General features: G+C 71.2%; 13 protein-coding genes. 7 read left to right on the forward strand and 6 right to left on the reverse strand.

The genetic code is table 11. The annotated features are described in order from the left end of the window. Window positions 1–115: 115 nt before the first annotated feature. Window positions 116–451, reverse strand: coding sequence for a cupin domain-containing protein (locus ACFPZN_RS08870; protein WP_378281334.1), 336 nt, complete (start codon window positions 449–451; stop codon window positions 116–118). Window positions 452–522: 71 nt separating this feature from the next. On the opposite strand from ACFPZN_RS08870, the gene ACFPZN_RS08875 reads away from it, so the two are divergent. Next, window positions 523–1458 (forward strand): GlxA family transcriptional regulator, encoded by a 936-nt coding sequence (locus ACFPZN_RS08875; RefSeq protein ID WP_378281335.1) that lies wholly within the window; start codon window positions 523–525, stop codon window positions 1456–1458. Between the two features lie 480 nt (window positions 1459–1938). On the opposite strand, the gene ACFPZN_RS08880 is transcribed toward ACFPZN_RS08875, so the two are convergent. After that, entirely contained in the window at window positions 1939–2487 is a 549-nt protein-coding gene (locus ACFPZN_RS08880; RefSeq protein WP_378281336.1) for a GNAT family N-acetyltransferase, read from the reverse strand. A gap of 227 nt (window positions 2488–2714) precedes the next feature. Between ACFPZN_RS08880 and ACFPZN_RS08885 the strand changes: the two genes are divergently transcribed. From ACFPZN_RS08885 to ACFPZN_RS08905, 5 genes are all read left to right on the forward strand, one after another. Further along, the gene (locus ACFPZN_RS08885) at window positions 2715–3119 is read left to right on the forward strand and encodes a hypothetical protein (RefSeq protein WP_378281337.1); all 405 of its coding nucleotides are present in this window, start codon (window positions 2715–2717) and stop codon (window positions 3117–3119) included. Between the two features lie 736 nt (window positions 3120–3855). Then, the gene (locus tag ACFPZN_RS08890; RefSeq protein ID WP_378281338.1) at window positions 3856–4125 is read left to right on the forward strand and encodes a hypothetical protein; all 270 of its coding nucleotides are present in this window, start codon (window positions 3856–3858) and stop codon (window positions 4123–4125) included. Between the two features lie 269 nt (window positions 4126–4394). Beyond that, the gene (locus ACFPZN_RS08895) at window positions 4395–4619 is read left to right on the forward strand and encodes a hypothetical protein (RefSeq protein ID WP_378281339.1); all 225 of its coding nucleotides are present in this window, start codon (window positions 4395–4397) and stop codon (window positions 4617–4619) included. 1139 nt (window positions 4620–5758) lie between these two features. Then, entirely contained in the window at window positions 5759–7606 is a 1848-nt protein-coding gene (locus ACFPZN_RS08900; RefSeq protein ID WP_378281340.1) for a feruloyl-CoA synthase, read from the forward strand. Window positions 7607–8037: 431 nt separating this feature from the next. Next, window positions 8038–9288, forward strand: coding sequence for an MFS transporter (locus ACFPZN_RS08905; RefSeq protein WP_378281341.1), 1251 nt, complete (start codon window positions 8038–8040; stop codon window positions 9286–9288). A gap of 2 nt (window positions 9289–9290) precedes the next feature. On the opposite strand, the gene ACFPZN_RS08910 is transcribed toward ACFPZN_RS08905, so the two are convergent. Continuing rightward, window positions 9291–12722, reverse strand: a complete 3432-nt coding sequence (locus ACFPZN_RS08910) for a DUF4132 domain-containing protein (protein ID WP_378281342.1) — start codon at window positions 12720–12722, stop codon at window positions 9291–9293. 321 nt (window positions 12723–13043) lie between these two features. Here ACFPZN_RS08910 and ACFPZN_RS08915 point away from each other — a divergent pair, with 321 nt between their 5' ends. Next, entirely contained in the window at window positions 13044–13574 is a 531-nt protein-coding gene (locus ACFPZN_RS08915; protein WP_378281343.1) for a DoxX family protein, read from the forward strand. A 70-nt stretch (window positions 13575–13644) separates the two neighbouring features. On the opposite strand, the gene mftF is transcribed toward ACFPZN_RS08915, so the two are convergent. Genes mftF through mftD form a run of 3 tightly spaced genes read right to left on the reverse strand, consistent with a single transcriptional unit; the run spans window position 13645 to window position 16998 of the window. Beyond that, a complete protein-coding gene (mftF, locus tag ACFPZN_RS08920; protein WP_378281344.1) occupies window positions 13645–15102 on the reverse strand; it encodes a mycofactocin biosynthesis glycosyltransferase MftF in 1458 nt (485 codons plus the stop codon). Further along, the gene (mftE, locus tag ACFPZN_RS08925) at window positions 15099–15854 is read right to left on the reverse strand and encodes a mycofactocin biosynthesis peptidyl-dipeptidase MftE (RefSeq protein ID WP_378281345.1); all 756 of its coding nucleotides are present in this window, start codon (window positions 15852–15854) and stop codon (window positions 15099–15101) included. Before mftE ends, mftF begins: the two co-directional genes overlap by 4 nt. A 1-nt stretch (window position 15855) precedes the next feature. After that, window positions 15856–16998 (reverse strand): pre-mycofactocin synthase MftD, encoded by a 1143-nt coding sequence (gene mftD, locus ACFPZN_RS08930; protein ID WP_378281350.1) that lies wholly within the window; start codon window positions 16996–16998, stop codon window positions 15856–15858. Window positions 16999–17046: the final 48 nt, after the last annotated feature.

Here is a 17046-nt window from a genome sequence, read left to right on the forward strand (position 1 = left end):
TCACCATTGATCTGGGCGATGATGCCACCGGCCTGGAGTCCCGCGCGGCCCCGACCGCTGGAAGCCCTCGACTCCGCATCAGGCTGGGGCCCGTTCTACCTTCCGATGGGCCGCCTCAGCCCTCTGGGTAGAAGAGGAACAGTGTGCAACCGGTGGTGGTCGCCGGTATATGCCACGTTCCTGCCGGCGCGTGCAGGAACGTCCCGGCCGGGTAGTCGCGTGCGCCGTCGTTGAAGGTGCCCGCGACCACGTAGACCTCCTCCGGGCCGGGGTCGTGGACGTCGCGGCGCGGCCAGGAGGTGCCCGGATCCATTTCCAGCACATTGGCATGCGCGCCGGACGGTCCCCGCCAGAGGGGACGGAGCCGGATCCCAGGGAAGAGTTCGCGGACCGGGGATTGGACGATGGAGGCGGAGGTGTAGCCCTCTTGAACCAAGATCTCGGGGTGCATGCCTCCTACCGTGCCGTGCACGGGCTGGAGCGGGCAGGGGCTGTGATGACACCGTGGGGTACTTTCCTGCCATGCATCGTGTGGTTGCCCTGGTGCGGCCTGTGCAGTCGACGTTCGAGCTCGGCTGTGCCGTCGAGGTCTTCGGTACGCGGCGGCCTGGCGTGACGTCCCACTATGAGTTCGAGGTGTGCACGGAAACGCCGGGCCCGGTGCCGACGTCGGCTGGGTATGCAATGGTCGTCTCGCGGGACCTGTCGGCGCTCGAGTCCGCGGACACCGTGATCATCCCGGGCTGGCTGCCGGTGGAGGCGCCGCTGTCGCCCCGCGTGCGCAGCGGGCTGCTGGAGGCACACGCGCGTGGGGCGCGGCTGGTCACGATCTGCTCCGGCGTGTTCGCGCTGGCTCGCACGGGGCTGTTGGACGGTCGCTCCGCCACCACGCACTGGGCGCGTGCCGAGCAGCTGCGACGCGAGTTTCCCCGGGTACGCGTGGAGCCGGACAAGCTTTACGTGGACCACGGCGACGTCGCCACGAGCGCCGGTGCGGGCGCGGGTATCGACCTGTGTCTGCATCTGGTCCGCCGGGACCACGGAGCCGTGCACGCCGCCCTCGTCGCGCGCCACATCGTGATGCCGCCGCACCGCGAGGGCGGCCAGGCGCAGTACGTGCCGCCCCCGCCGCCCGGGGACGCGCTCGACGGCCTGCTCGAATGGGCCGGCGCGCGGCTGGGGACACCATTGTCGGTGCGCGACCTTGCCGCGCATCTGGGCGTCTCGCCGCGCACCCTGGCCCGGCGCTTTGCCGACCAGCTCGGCACGAGCCCCGGCGCGTGGTTGCTCTCCCGCCGGGTGACCGCGGCACGCACCCTGCTCGAGGAGACGGACCTGCCGGTCGAGGCGATCGCGGCCCGCGTCGGCCTTACCTCTGCGGTCAACCTGCGGCGGCGCTTCCGTGCCCAGGTGGGCACGACCCCGGGCGCGTACCGGCGGGCATTCCGGGTCCCGTGACGCGTTCGCAAAGATCCCTTTGATGCGAATGATCAAGAGCGGAACGTGGGCGGCACGGAACGATCACCTGCCGGTCCACGCGGGCCGGGCTCACTCTCGATGGCGCTTTGGCCCAGGCAAACGAGGCGTCGATCGTGCGCCGCGCGTCCGCCTGAACGTCATGCCGCCGTCATCCCGGATGGGACCTCGCTGGTGAGACCGCGCAATTGACCGCGTGCCGGTTCGCCGCCCGCGAAGCGACACCGGAGGCATGAGGTGGCCGGGGTGTGAAGCCCGCCCTTGCCTGCTCGCGCGGAGTACGTAGAAAGCGGGCTGCCGCGATAGTGGGTGGGAGGGGAGTGGCGGCCCAGCAGTGTTCGGTTTGGTGCTCCTGGTCGGTGGTGGCCGTTTCCGAGTATGGCGTCATCGTTGGCGGCGGGTCGGTGTTTGATGGCGAGCGCGTTCGTTCTGGAGCGTGTTTCATAAGCGGCGCCGTGCGACTCATACCTCGGGAAGGGATGGATCGGGTGTCCAGGGAATTGATGCGGTGATGGCCCAGCGTTCGTGGTCCCGCCAGCCCCCGTCGATATAGAGATAGGCGGGCGAAAGTCCTTCGTAGCGGAAGCCCAGCCGCTGGACCAAGGCCAGGGATGCTTTGTTCGCCGGCTGAATGCTGGCCTCCAGCCGGTGGAGCCGCAGGTCGGTGAAGGCGTACTGCAGGGTCATGGCGAGTCCTTCGGTCATGTACCCGTGCCCTGCGGACGGGGTGAAGGCCGCATAGCCGAGGGACGCGCCCTGGTAGCGCCCCCGGATGATCGAGTTGATGTTGACCATGCCAGCGGCTGCGCCGGTCTCCTGGACACGGACCAGGAAGCCTCGGTTGGTGCCGTCGTCAAAGCGCCGCATCCAGACCTGGAACTCCTCCGCGGTCGCGGGCAGCTGCATCCATGGCCGGTGCAGCTCGGTGCTGGCCTGCACGAGCGAGCAGAACTCGTCCTGGTCCGAGAGAGTGAGCGGGCGTAGTTCGACCCGTGACGGCATCGTGTGCATGGACCAACGTTAGGCTCGGTGATGCGTGGATCGCGGTGATTCGACGGTTACGCACGGGAGCGGGTGCCGGAGCCGTTGCTGCCGGTGGGAAAGCAGCCGGGTCGGCCCCCGAAGCGGACGAAACGGCAGCTCATCAATGGGATCCGGTGGGGGCGCGGGATGTGCCCCAGCGGTAGCTGTACGGCCCGTTCCGCCGCTGGAAATGCGATGGCCCCTGGGCGCCGATCGTGACCGATCTGCAGGCCCAGGTCGACCCCGACGGCCCGATCACCTGGGATGTCGCGTCGACTCGACCATCTGCGCAGCACGCCGCCGGTGCGCGGAAGTGGAACGAGCAGAAAGCACCGCCGGGCGGCGAGTGCTACGAACCTGCGGAACACGGGCTCGGACGGTCGCGCGGCGGGCTGACCACCAAGCTGCACCTGGCTGTCGAGCAGGACCAAAAGCCGATGGCGCTGGAGGACACCGCCGGGCAGCGGGGCGACTCACCGCAGTTGAAACCAGTGCCGCAGAGCATCCGGGCGCCTCGGTCCGGTGGCGGTCGTCCCCGTACCCGGTTGGACCGGGTACGGGCGAACAAGGGCGTGACGCGGCCGGCCGTCGCAGCGCTACCAGCGCCGCCTACTCATTAGGCCTAATCCTCGCGCGCCAAGAAGGACAAGGCATCCCGCCGGGGAAAGCGCAGCTCGCGCGGCGGCCGGCCGCTCAAGGGTGCCAAGACCGACCACCGCGAACGTCATGCCGTGGAGTGCACGATCAACCTGCTCAGCGCAACCGGCCGTGGCCACCAGGTACGACAAGCTCGCGGTCTGCGTGATCGTGGTGTCCGAGCTCGGTCATGCGGGTGGAGATCAGGTTGCCGATCTCGCACATGATCGCGGCGGCTGTTGCGTGGCACCGCCAGATGGCGTTGAGGCTTTTACGGCTTCGACTGGCAACTCGCCCAGCCAACAAGCCGCACTTGGCGCTCTCCGTTGACCCACCTCCGCTGGCGGCCCTGCCAGGCCCTCAACACCGGTTGCCGAGCATCGCCCACCCATTCCACCGAAACCCAGAAGGCATTGCGTCACCACACCGGGGTCCATGTAGCGGGCGGAGAGGGGACATGCAGGTCGCGCGGCCGAGGCCGGTACCGGATGCGCCCTGGTGGTGGACGCGGTAGGACCTGGCGACCCCGTCTGCGGAGACGTCGCAGGCTGCCCGATTGCCATGATCCGTGGCATCTCGGCGGAGTCAGACGGGGTTTTGAGTGATTTGACCGGGCTTGGGGGTGCCTCTAACTCAGATTTCATAAGCTGACCTAAAGACACATTCATGGCAAGGAGGGGCGGAGGCGAAGGGTAAAATCCAGCGAAAGGAATGAGAGACGTGCGCCTCATTATCATCTTCCTGATGACGGCGGCGCTCACGCTCAGTGGACTCGTGGGCATCTCGGCCGCCAACGCGGCTCCGACATCCGTTGGCCAGCGGGTCTCCATCGAACACCACAGGGATGGCGACCGGAACGGACACCACGGAGATCGGAGGTTCAGGGACGACCGGAGGTTCGACAGGCATCATCGTGAATTCTTCAGGCACGACTTCTTCCGCCACCATCACCATCACCACGGCGCCAGGATCGTGATCCGCATCGGCTGACGATGCGCGGGTAAAAGCTCCGGCAATTCTTGTGCCGGAGCTTTTGCCGTACGGTCGGCTCGGCCCCGACGAGCGAGCACGCCGGCAACGATCGTGGACCCCGGCCCTCTTCCGCGCTGACGCCAATCCGTTCCGCCAGGGAGAAGGCGGCGAAGGTGTTTGTTGAGGACAAGAAGAGCGCGTCTGTGCGGGGATGCGGGTGGCATCTGGCTGGCGGGAACGTCATTGGCTCTCGCGACGGTTGTAAGCGGCCTCGGATTACGCCGGTCGTGCTGCTGGGTGACAAGGGCCGGATCATCGCGGTGATCCCGAGCGCTGTGACCAACGCGCCGGGCGGCCCGTGCGGCACGGGTGGCGGCGCCGACATCGGCTGGGGCGCGGTCATCAAGGCCGACCGCGCGTACTACGACGTGGTCCTCGCCGAGCTTGAATCCGCCGGTGATCGGCTTACCGCCGTACTGCCCCGAGCGGCGGGGGTGATCCGCGGCGAGTAGATCCGCATCGGACGGCACAGCGCATCCCGAGGCCCCACCCCCGGAATCTACCTGCGGGTCGCGCAACGAGGTGCTGCAAGCGCAACCGCCAGCGGCCGTTCGCCCGCCACCCGCCACGACGAGATGGTAAGCCGCTACTCCAGGCCGGCAGTTGCGTCAGGGCCGCCAAGAGCGCTAGACGGGCGCGCGACCGGGTGGTGACGGCATCGCCTTGTCCAACAGGGGGGTCGCTTGCGGCTGAGTCGGCGGTCATGTTCTCGTGCATTGGTGATGTCGGCGTCGGGTCGTCAGCTCGTCGACAGGGCAGGGCTGTGACGATCGCGAGGAGCGTGACGCGGTGGCGCATCGCGATCAATTGAAGTGGGCCGGGTGGCCGATCTGGGTGGCGAAATCAGTTCAGGACGGCGGAGTGCACGCTCGAGCGAGGGGATGAGGAGGCGGTCGGCGTGTGGCCCATGCAGGCCAGCGTGATCGAGGGTGACCCCGTGTCGTCTCTCTACAAGCTATTGACGGTGCGAAATGTAGATGTATAACTTCTCGCCATGAGGCTGTCCAAGGTCGCCATCCTCCGTCGACGTCACCAGGCGGGCCCTGCGGGACCGGACGCTCGATCCGGGTTCGATCACCTTCATCGCGGTGGGGACCACCGTTCCTCAGATCGACTTCCTCTCTCTCGTGCCCGGGATGGCCGCGAGTCTCGGTGCCGTCCAGGGCCCGCGAGTCGTTCACCGAGCATTGGATCTTGGACGCGATCAACCGCGATTCCGGTACGGGTCGCTCCATGCTGGACACGGCGGAGAGCGTCGAGGACGAGGCGGACTTCACCAGGGAGGAACTCGACGAGGTGGCGTCGCTGCGCACCGAATGTGAGGCGATGTCCGCAGCGCATGCATGGTCGAGATCCACGTTCCCAGACACATGTGTCGGTGGTGGTCCGGGACGATCGTCTCGCGGCAGACAAAGGTCCGCTCGACCACCCGCAGGGGGCCGCCGGCGCCAGGGCCGTGGCGGACTCATCCATGTCTGTGCGCCAGGGGCGGCGGCATCGGGCTGTTCACCGGCTGATGGTCCCCCACACTCACGAACGTCTCGTTCTCTGCCGACTTCCCGTTGGCCAGGGCAAGGCCCGGAGGTAAGTGATGGAACTGTTCACTACCCCCAGAACGGTTGCGGAACGTCTCGATGACGGCTCGACGATCCTGAGGTCGGCCCTGCCGCTCGGGCCGCATGCGCGGAACATGGCGGCGCCGTTCCGCGAGGGTGCGCGGAAACACCCCGACCGCCTGCTGGTCGCCGACCGGGCCGAGGGCGAGTGGCGCGAGGTCACCTATGGCGCGGCGCTGCGGGCGGTGGACGGGCTCGCGCAGGCGCTCCTCGACCGCGGGGCCGCCGGCCGTCCCGTCATGATCCTCTCCGGCAACGGCATCGAGCACCTGCTGCTGACGCTTGCCTGCTTCACCGTGGGCTCGCCCGTCGTGCCGGTCAGTACCGCCTACTCACTGCTCGACCCCGCGCACGTCAAGCTGCGGGCCATGGTGGGGCTGGTCGAACCGGCGGTCGTCTTCGCCGACGACCCCCAGGCTTACGCGAGTGCCCTGGGGACGAGCGCCGGGCAGGTGCTCGCCGGTCGTGAGGAGTTCCGGAAATGGGCCGCCACCGCGCCGACGCCCGAGGTGCGGGAACGCTTCGCCGCCGTGGAACCCGACACCGTCGCGAAGATCCTCTTCACCTCGGGCTCGACCGGCCTGCCCAAGGGGGTGATCAACACCCATCGGATGCTGTGCGCCAACCAGCGGATGCTGCGGCGGATCTGGCCGTTCGTCGCCGAGGAGCCGCCGGTGATGCTCGACTGGCTGCCCTGGAGCCACACCTTCGGCGGGAACCACAACGTCGGCCTGGCCCTCGCCAACGGCGGCAGCCTGTACGTGGACGACGGCCGGCCCGGTCCCGACCTCGTGCGGCGGACGGTGCGGAACCTGGCCGAGGTCCGGCCGAACGTCTACTTCAACGTGCCCGCCGGATACGCGTCGCTGCTCCCGCATCTGGAGCGCGATCGCGCCTTCGCGGAGGCGTTCTTCTCCCGCATGCGCTTCGTCTTCTTCGCCGCGGCGGCACTGCCCCAGCAGATCTGGGACGGCATCACGCGGGTCGCCGCGTCGGTCGGCGCCGAGGCCACGATGACGACGTCCTGGGGATGCACCGAGACGGCCCCCGCCGCGACGTCGGCGTACTTCGCCTCGGGCCGCAGCGACTGCATCGGCCTCCCGGTGCCCGGAGTATCGATCAAACTGGCGCCGGTCGGCCCCAAGCTGGAGATACGCGTGAAGGGGCCCTCTGTGACGCCGGGATACTTCAACGACCCCGCGCGGACCCGCGAGGCGTTCGACGAGGACGGCTACTACCGGACCGGTGACGCCGTCCGCATGGTGGACGACGACGACCCGGAGAAGGGACTGGTGTTCGACGGCCGGATCAGTGAGGACTTCAAGCTGTCCACCGGGACCTGGGTCAGCGCCGGCACGCTGCGCACGCAACTGCTGAACGCCTCCCAAGGCCTTCTCGCCGACGCGGTCCTCACCGGGCACGACACGCCCTACATCGGCGCCCTCGTCTGGCTGAACCCGGCCAAGGCGGAGGCACTGGCCGGTTCTGGAGAGCCGTTCCCTGGACCACCCCAGGTCCGCGCCGCCCTCGCGGCCGCGCTGACGCGACTGAACGCTGCGGGTTCGGGAACCTCCCGCAGGATCGCCCGAGCTCTCGTCCTGGACGAGCCCGCCTCGCTGGCCGACGGGGAGATCACGGACAAGGGCTACATCAACCAGCGCGCGGTGCTGGACCGCCGGGCCCATCTGGTCCGCATGCTGCACACCGATCCGCTGCCCGAACAGGTCATCCTCCCCGCCGACGCGGACCGTGGCCATGCCCGCCTTGAACGCGCATGGAGCACCGCGAACCCCGATGATGCGGCGGGAGGGCAGCGCGCCTGAGTGTGCGCTCATGTGCTCGCGCTCGCGGGCGGCCCACTCTAACGGCGACGAATTCCACTCACTCGGTGACTCAGACGGCAATACTCATTACGCTCTGTGGCCTGAGATGACGGTGTGAGTTATGTGCGGGGGAGACACATGAGGCTTCGACGATGCCATGCTCGGGGACTTCTCGTGAGCGGCGGCTGCTCGAACGGCGGGGCCGACCTCGCGTTGTCGTCTTCGGGGGCTCGTTCGAAGGTTCGCCGTACAGTCCTGCCTTGCACGGCTGCGTATGGCGGCCCCAGGAACTCGCTCACCCTCGCGCAGGCGTCCCACCGACCCGGAAGTCGAGTATCGCCAACGTGCTCGGCGATCCCGTGAACGGCCCGCGACCCACGTAGCGCAGTTCATGCTCGCTCACCTGAAGGCATCCACCATTGTCCGGAATCGTGGCCTCGCTCAGAGAGGCATCGGCCGCTCCGCTGTTCATATCCCGGGTCATCTCGAGCACGAGCGTCGGGATCGGCCAGGTCGCCCTTGCGTGGGGCGTCATGGGGATGGGATACGGCGCCCGAGAACTCTCCCTCGTTGTTGCCTGCAGTACCTTCCCCGCACTGCTCATCCTCTGCGGCGGAGTCATCGGCGATCGCTTCCGGCGTCACCACGTGCTCATGGGCGCGGAGCTTCTCGCGTGCCTGGCCTGGCTGGCGCTGGGGGCGGCCTTCACCATGGAGCGCGCCCCTCTCCCGCTGCTCTGCTCACTGGCTGGGTTGAGCGGGGTCGCCGCGGCCATCTTCATGCCAACGGTGCGAGGGATCATCGCCGACCTCCTGGAGGGAGGCCAGCGCCGTGCGGGAAATGCGTTGGTCAGCCAGACCGAGGCGCTCGGCCATCTCATCGGGTTCGTGTCAGCGGGTGCGGTGGTGACCCTGGCCGGTCCCGCATCCGCCGCAGCAGTACGAGGAACGTTGTGCGGCATCAGTGCCGTACTGCTCAGCCGCCTCATGACCCATCGCCCCGGCCGGACCCGCTCCGGCCCCATCCGTGAGCTCCGGGAAGGCTGGCGAGAGTTCACGGGGCGCCCGTGGGTCTGGATCATGACCTTGCACTACACGGTGATCACCGCGGCCCTGGTCTGCTACATGAAGATCGTCGGCCCGCTCTACACCGAGAACGGGCACGGCGGCGCACTGGCGTGGGGAGTCATCGGCGCGGCCCAACCCCTCGGGGCATTGGCGGGGGCGGTGATCGGCGTCCGCTGGCGCCCGGCGCACCTCGTCCCGGTGACGGTACTCCTGCCCATGTCGGTGTCGATTCCCATGCTGCTGATGGGCGGCGAAGCCCCATGGCCGGCCATCGCCGCGGCGGCGCTCGTCCCAGGCGCGGCGCAGGCCGTCTACTACGTCTTCTGGACGACCGCCCTGCAGGACGAGATCCCCCATGCGGCGCTGGTCCGTGTGAACAGCTGGAACCTGGTCACCGGCTATGTGCTGATGCCCGTCACCGTCTTGCTCTCCGGCCCTCTGGTCGTCGGTTTCGGCCTGCAGCCGATCGTCGTGACGGCGGCGGTGGCAGCCATCGCCGTCACCGCCCTGACGCTCCTCGTCCTCTGGGTCCTCTCCCGTGCCCGCTCAATCGCCGGCGCGGGGGAGGACCCGGCTCCCGTGCCGATCCGAGCGAGCGAGGTCACCGCCGGGTGAAGCTACTTCTCGGTGGGTGTGCCTGTCGCGTCGGCCAGTCTGGTGAGGTCGGCGATGATCTCTGAGGCGGTCACCGGATCCAGGTCGCCGAAGTGGGCGCCACCGGCCAGCCGGACGTCCTCGATCCGCTGCTCCGGTTCGTCGTCCGGACTGCCGTAGCCCAGACCCGGGCTCAGGTTGACGAGGACGCGACGGCCGGCGGACAGGTCGCGGGAGATGTCGGAGTACCCGCGGATCCAGCCGCGGTGGCGCAGTGCCAGGACCCGCACCGTGCGCACCGTGAGGCCCGCGAAACGGGCGAGGTGATCGCTCCCGCGCTCCTGCTCGGTGAACGCGTACGTCGGCCTGTCGATCTGGGGGAACGGTTGCAGGATCTCGTAGTCCTCCAGCGCCTCGCGCCAGGCGGCGAGCTCGTCGCCGAGGTCCAGGGGGTGCGCGATGCGCATGGTCGCCGTCGCGGGCAGCGTGTACGCCTCGTCTCGCGCGTCGGCGAACGTGCGGTCCTCGGCGACCCGGAAGGCGGCGGTCGCGCCGCCGTCTTCGGCCAGCCAGATGAGGCGGCGCGCGATGTGCCAGACCAGGGGGTGGGTGACGAACAGCTCCCGGAACTCGGCCGCGGTCCACCGCCGTCGCGTGACCATGGCCCTCTCGAGGCGCCGGATCTGGTCGGCGGAGGCGGTGCGCGCCACCTTCTTCATCGAGGAGAAGCGCTGGTAGGCGGCCGGTGCCCGGTCGGGGTCGTCACCGGCTCCCGGGCGGGGCAGCGTCTTCCGCCGGCGCCCGTCCTCGTCGAGGACCAACGGGGTGAGCGCCTCGTCGAAGCCGACGGTGAAGCGGCGCGGCCCGTAGTCGAGCGTCATGCTGCCGTCATCGTCGAGCCCGAAGTCGGGGACCATGCGGTCGGCGAGCTGCTCGGGCGTCAAGCCGCGGTGGGCCGCGATCTGCTCGATCTTGTCCTGGGCCCGGGCCTTGAGCCCCTTGAACTTCACCCGCTGGGAGATGCCGTTCAGGTGCATGAGCGCCAGGTCGGTACCGATCTCGGCGAGCACGTCCAGCCCGCGCACGGCCTTCTGGTGACCCCCTTCGCCGGGCCAGGCGGCGATCGCGGCGGCCAGCGCGCGCACCGTCTCGTCGTCGCCGAGCCAGCCGAGCTGGTCCAGCGCCCAGCCCTCCTTGGCCGGCGCGCCGTGCTGCTCCCAGCGTTCGAACAGCGCCCAGCCGAACTCGGCCAGGGAGCGGCCGTCGCACAACTCGCGGACGACGCCGACGCCCGCGTACATCTCGCCCGGCATCGAGATCGCCAGCATCGTGATCACATGGCCGGCCGCCGCCACCGGCAGGGCCTGCTCGCGGCCCCGCAGCAGGATCTGCGGGAGCGCGCCGGGATTGGCCCAGTCGCCCACGGCCGGGATCCGGTCCGGCAGGGCCTCCAGCGGGTCGGCCACCAGGGCCCCGATCGCGCTCGCGGCCTCGTCACCGAGGTCGCGGGCCGCTGTGATGATCTCTTCGGCGCCGGTCCGGCCGGCCAGCAGCCGCAGCGCTCCCTCGGCGTGTTTCCGGTTCCTTCCGGCCTTGCCGAGCGCGGCGGGGAACAGCATCCGCGCGGCGTCGGCGCCGTGCCGGTCCAGCCAGGCGAGCGCCGCCTGCCGGGCCGGCTTCTTGCGGGCCAGCCAGTCGGCCATCAGCGCCGCGATCTCGGCGTTCAGGTACGGCAGGAGAAGCCCTCCGCATGCGGCGGGGTTCCCCGTGGCGGCGCGTGACACCACGGGCAGGGCGTCCTGGCCGAACCGGCTCACCAGGCGCTTCATCGCTGGGACGTCACCGGTATCCCACGAGGGGATGCCCTTCCACTCGGCGAGCAAGGGCCGGACCACCTCGTCGGGTCCCTGTGTCAGTAGTGCGACTTCGTCGTACCAGTACATGCCGCCGCCGCGGAACTCCTTCGCCGCAGCCTCCCAGTCGGAGCCGAGCTCCGTGGTGAAGGTGGGCATGGTGGCGGCCCATGCCTCCCGCTCACCCGGCGCCCAGGTCATCTTCTGCTCGGGCGGCGGTGCCAGGTCCGCGATGACGATCTGCCGCCTCGTCCCGCCCGCGCGGGCCCACGGGGGCTCGATCAGGAGCCCGGGCAGGTCGTCGGGCGCCGCCTCCGGCACCCGCGCGTCTGCCGCGGCGACCGCCTCCACGGTGGCGCGGGACCCGGGCGGCAGTTCGGGCAGCATCGCGGCGGTCAGCTCCGGGTGGGCCCGCACGTGACCGGTGAGCAGACCGGTGGCGCCCGCCGCGGCCAGCAGGCGGAGCGCCCGTGCCGGGAACCTGGTCATCGCCTTGATCAGCACGGGCTCGACAAGCGGATCGTCGGCGCGGTCGACCAGCACCTGGAACGCCTCGTCCGACGGCATCAGGCCGATCACCTTGAGCAGCCGCTTGCGCTCGGTGTCATCGGAATCGCCGTCCAGGCCCTGAACGAACAGCTGCAGAGCCTCCGCGCCGGCGCCGTCGGCCAGCGTGACGAGCGAGCCCAGGGGATAGCCCTCCCAGTCCAGCCCGTTCTTCTTGGCGAGTTGCTCCGGTGTGGCGATCGCCAGGCGCAGCCACTCCAGCCCGTATCGGTTCTCCTCCAGCCAGTCCCGGCATTCGGCGAGCCATTCCTGCCGTGTCGGTACCAGGTACGACACGACGACCTTCTGCTCGATGGTGCGGCGGTGCTCGGCCAGCCTTCCGACCGCCTGCCCGTAGTCGCCGTCATCGGCTGACGCGAGGAGGGTGCGCATGCGCTGGGCGCCCTCCTGGCCCAGCCAGAGATTCGCGCCGGCCCGGAACCGGAGCTTCGAGTCGCCGGCCCAGGTCGCCGCGGCCGTGCTCAGCTCGACCAGGGCGCACGCCGCGAACGCCACTCCGTGCTCCGCGCTCCAGGCGTTGATGAGCAGGGTCTGCCGGTCCTGCAGCGATTCGGGGACGCCGCCCCGCGACCAGCCACCGTAACGGGCCCTGGTCCAGTCCTCGTCGTAGCCGTTCCAGGGCGGCAGGGCGCGCTCATCGGTGATACCGCGTCCCTTCGCCCATTTCTTCACCCATCTGCCCGTCGAGGCGTCCCCCTCCCAGACCCACTCCGACGGGTGCTCGCTGCCGGGAACCGAGCAGTCGATCTTCCACGGGACCAGGGCGACCGCCGCCGCGCCCACCGGGTCGGCCTCGCCGGCGAGGTACCGCCGCGCGCCGTCCTGCCAATCCGGACCGGCCACGATCCTGGCGCTGAGGGCGGCGGGATCGGGCCACCGCTTCTCGCGCTGCTCCCGCAGCCGCGCCGCGGCGGCCTTGTCGATCTTGATGGCAGGGCCGGGATGGCCGCCTCGCCGCGGGTGCAACTGCCGCCGCAGGTCGGCCGGAAGCAGCAGGACATCCTCGTCCCGCACTGGGGAGCGCTCGTCACTCATGGGGCGACACCGTAGGACAGCTGCACGACAAAACGCCGCTGTTCGGGTTAAGTGCTCGGGCTTGTCGGGCCCATCCTTCCGTGAGCGATTTCATAGGTTGTGGATTTGAGGGACGTGAAATGAAGGTGGGGATGGGGCGGACCCCGGAGCGCGTTGCGGACGCGGTGGCGCCGGTGGTCGCCCGGGGGAGCGGTGCACCGCGGATGTTGGAGACCACCCGGTCGCCCTCGGCGGTGCGGGCGTGGTGTAGAAGACTGACGGTCTGCGAACGAGAGGAACAAGGTGTCCGGAAAAGCACGGCGCGGAAGCCGAGGCACGGACGTGGCGCGGTTGCTGCTGCGCGTCGCCATCGGCGGCACCATGATCACGCACGGGGTGCGTCACGGCCAGACCCTCGACGGGACCGCGGGCTGGTTCCGATCGATCGGGTTCCGGCAGCCCCGGCTGCAGGCGCAGCTGAGCGCGGCCGTCGAGGTCGGTGCGGGGGCCGCGCTCATCGCGGGGGCCGGCACGCCGCTGGCGGCGTCCGCGGTCGTGGGCACGATGGGCGTCGCGGCCCGGTCGGTGCACCTGCCCAACGGGTTCTTCGTGAACGCCGAGGGCTACGAGTACGTGATGAACCTCGCGATCGCCTCCACCGCCCTCGCCGCCCTCGGGCCGGGCAAGTACAGCGTGGACTCGGCGCTCGGGCTCGACCGGCGGATCTCCGGCGGCCAGGCCGCCGCGCTGGCGGCCGGCCTGGGGCTGGCCGGGGCGGCCGCCCAGCTCGCCATGTACTGGCGCAAGCCCGCCCCCGCCCCCAGCGAGCCGGAGGCGACTTCGGAGGAAGCGGAGGTCGAGGCCGCGAGCTGACCTCGGCGGCGACGAGCACACCCCTGCGGCCGCTCCGCCGTTGAAGCAGTCGCTCAACGCCGGAGCGGTCTCAGCTTCTGAGACGTCGGCGGATGGACGAGAGCGCGTCGGGGAGGCGGATGTCCGGGAGCAGGGGGGCGGCGGTCCGGGCGCGCGCCGAGGCCGCCGTCACCCCGGACCCGTAGGCGACGTCCTCGGCCAGCCTCAGGACGGTGTAGCGGACCGGGTCGACGCCGGGGCGGCGCCGCAGCCATTCCAGCGCGATGGGCGCGAGCATGGCCACCGCGGCGGCGCGGGCCAGGCGGCTGCGCGGGCAGGCGGCCAGGGCCAGCAGGCCGGCGGGCCACCACTCGCGGCGCAGCGCGTGCCCGAGGGCCGCCGCGTCGGCGACGGTGCCCTTGGCGACGATGGCGACGGCAAGGCTCCAGTCCGCCGGGAGCTGTGAGAGGCGGCGGGCGAGCAGCACCGCGGCCAGTCCGCCGCAGGCGGCGGCCGGGACCGGATGCCCTCGGGCGAGGAAGGCGAGGACGGCGAGGTTCCACATCGAGGGCCGGGCCGGGGCCACCCGGCCGGGGTGGCGGCGGGCAAGGTCGGCCGCGGACGTGCCGTACTGGTGGCGCCGGCGCGCCCAGTCCCAAGGGCGCAGCCGCGGCGTGTGGGCGACCTGGGCGGCGGGCTCGTAGCGGACGTTCCAGCCGAGATCTCCCAGCCGCCAGACGAAGTCGACGTCCTCGCCGAGCCGCAGCCGCTCGTCGAAGGGCGCGTCCTCCAGCGCCGCCACGCGGACCAGCAGCGTCGCCGTGGGGACGAACCCGAGCCTGCCGCCCGGGCGCACCAGCGCGGGCCGCGGGCCCATGTCGAGCGCGGACCGGGCGGCCTCGTAACGGGCCAGCAGCCGGGTGTCCCCGGACCGGGGCACCACCCGCGGGGCGACGGCCGCGACGCGGGGATCGTCGAAGTGCGGGACCAGGACGTCCAGCCAGCCGTCGCAGGGGCGGCAGTCGGAGTCCACGAACGCCACCAACGGCGTCCGCGCCAGCCGCAGCCCGGTGTTGCGGGCAGCGGCGGGGCCCCGGTTGCGGTCGTGCCCGACGAGCCGTGCTCCGTGCGCGGCGGCGGCGCGGCGCAGCGGCCCGGGGTCCGGGGATCCGTCGTCGACGACGATGACGGGCAGGCCCTTGACCGCCTCCAGGGTTCCTTCGAGTTCGTCGGCGCGTCCGAACGCCGGGACGACCACCGTCACCTCGTGCGGGCCGGGGCGCGGCACGGGGACCGGGTGGGCCAGACCGTGGTCGATGAGCTGCCGGGCCAGCGCCCGCCCGACGCGGGAGTCGTCGGCCAGGCCGCGCGCTCCGGCCCGGCGCAGCGCCGCCAGGTGGGGGCGGGCGGCCTCGCCGAGGCGCACGACCTTCCAGGGTGATCCGCCGGTGGCGACCCGTCCGCCCGACCAGAGGGACGTCCCCCGGTCGAGCGCGATGGGGAGGCCCGCCGGGAGGGCGAAGGAGCGCCGGTCTCCCGAGCCGCTCACGGGCGTGGTCCCGGGGCCGGGACGCCGGGGTCGAGGAGGCGTCCCCGGGCGTCCACCCGGCCGGCGCCGATCCGGGCGGCGACGAACGAGACCATCGCCTCCACGATCCGGCGGCCCTCTTCGGCCGACGCCCCGGCGGGATCGCCGAGGACCCCGGAGGGGGACACGGCGCGGACGCCGTGGGCGATCAGGTCGGGCAGCACCTCGGCCAGCGGACGGCGCTCACCGGTGACGGCGCCGAACGGCCGCACCAGGTGCGGGGCCAGGTGCAGCATGACGGAGGTCTCGGTGGACCCGGCGTGCGCGTCGCCGCCGGGGACCTCGCAGCCTGCCCACGCGGTGTCGTGCCCTTCGGCGCGCATCTGGTGCGCGGCGGCGTCGAGCGTGGCCACGTTTCCGCCGTGCCCGTTGACGAAGACGACCCTGCCCGCCCACAGGGCCAGCGAGCGGACGGTCTCCACGAGGACGGCGCGCAGCGCCTCGTGCCCGATCGAGATCGTCCCCGGGAAGCCGGCGTGCTCGCCGCTGGCGCCGAAGGCGATCGCCGGGGCGACGAGCACGGGCGCGGCCGGGTGCCGGCGCAGGGCGCCGGCCGCGCCCTCGGCGACCGCCCGCGCGATCACCGTGTCGGTGGAGAGGGGCAGGTGCGGCCCGTGCTGTTCGGTCGAGCCGACGGGCACCAGCACCAGCGGATCGGCCTGGACGTCAGGCCACGCCGCCTCCGCCAGGTCGCGGCCCCTCTCCTCTGGCACGTCAGCTCGCCGGGGCGTCCGCGACCGCGCCGCCGCCCAGGGTCAGGAGGAACCCCGGCGGGATGACCAGGTCCTCGGGGGACAGTTCGTGGACGCTGGAGTGGCCCAGGCCCAGGACCGCGGAGTCCAGGCCGCCGCGCAGGATGTCCAGGACGTTCTCCACCCCGGCCTGCCCGTTGGCGGCCAGCCCCCACAGGTAGGCGCGGCCGATGAGCACGGCCCGGGCGCCCAGGGCCAGGGCCTTGGCCACGTCCCCGCCGCGCCGCACGCCGCCGTCCAGGAGGACCTCGACCTGGTCGCCGACCGCCTCGACGATGGACGGCAGCACGCGGATGGTGGCCGGTGTGGTGTCGAGGTTGTTGCCGCCGTGGTTGGAGACCGACAGCGCCGTGACGCCGGCGTCGACGGCCTTCCTGGCGTCGTCCACGCGGGTGACGCCCTTGAGCATGAAGGGGCCGCCCCACTCCTTGCGCAGCCACGCCACGTCCTCCCAGGTGGGAGGCGGGGTCTGCATCCACTCGCCGTAGGCGCCGAAGAAGGTGGGCGCCTGGCCGCCGGGCGGCTGGAGGTTGGGCACGGACAGGTCGGGGATGCGGCCGGTCTTGGCGAAGCTCCACAGCCACCCCGGGCGCGGCAGGACGCCGGGGGCCAGCTTCACCGCGGTCTTGAGGTCGATCTTCTCGGGGATGACGGGGCTGCCCCAGTCCCGGCCGTTGGAGAACGACCAGTCGAGGGTGGCGATGAGCGCCTTGGCCCCGGCCTTGCGGGCGCGCTCCATGCGCTGCACCATCGCGTCGCGGTCGCCGCTCCAGTACATCTGGAAGAAGACGTTGGGGTTGGCGGCGGCGACCTCTTCGACGGGCTTGCTGGCGTACGAGCTCAGGCCCATGATCACGCCCCGGTTGGCCGCGGCGCGCGCGATCGCCACCTCGCCCTCGGGGTGGACGGCCTGCACGCCGGTGGGGGAGATGAGCACCGGCAGCGCGGTCTCCACGCCCATGACGGTGGTGGACAGGTCGCGCTGCGCCTGCTGGCCGGCCACGTGCGGGGCGAAGCCGAGCTCGGCGAAGGCCGACATGTTGTCCTTGATGGTCCGGCCGCGTTCGGAGCCGGCGACCAGCGCCCCGTACACCATGGCCGGCAGCCGCTTCCTGGCCGCCTAGGGATACCGAGAGGCATCGGGAGACATCCC

Source organism: Actinomadura rugatobispora (assembly GCF_042656285.1).
Lineage (GTDB): Bacteria > Actinomycetota > Actinomycetes > Streptosporangiales > Streptosporangiaceae > Spirillospora > Spirillospora rugatobispora.

Bases quoted from the DNA above. Each gene is read 5' to 3' on its own strand.
- ACFPZN_RS08875 (WP_378281335.1), top strand. From the start codon at position 523: ATGCATCGTGTGGTTGCCCTGGTGCGGCCTGTGCAGTCGACGTTCGAG.
- ACFPZN_RS08880 (WP_378281336.1), bottom strand. From the start codon at position 2,487: ATGCACACGATGCCGTCACGGGTCGAACTACGCCCGCTCACTCTCTCG.
- ACFPZN_RS08910 (WP_378281342.1), bottom strand. From the start codon at position 12,722: ATGAGTGACGAGCGCTCCCCAGTGCGGGACGAGGATGTCCTGCTGCTT.
- ACFPZN_RS08900 (WP_378281340.1), top strand. From the start codon at position 5,759: ATGGAACTGTTCACTACCCCCAGAACGGTTGCGGAACGTCTCGATGAC.
- ACFPZN_RS08870 (WP_378281334.1), bottom strand. From the start codon at position 451: ATGCACCCCGAGATCTTGGTTCAAGAGGGCTACACCTCCGCCTCCATC.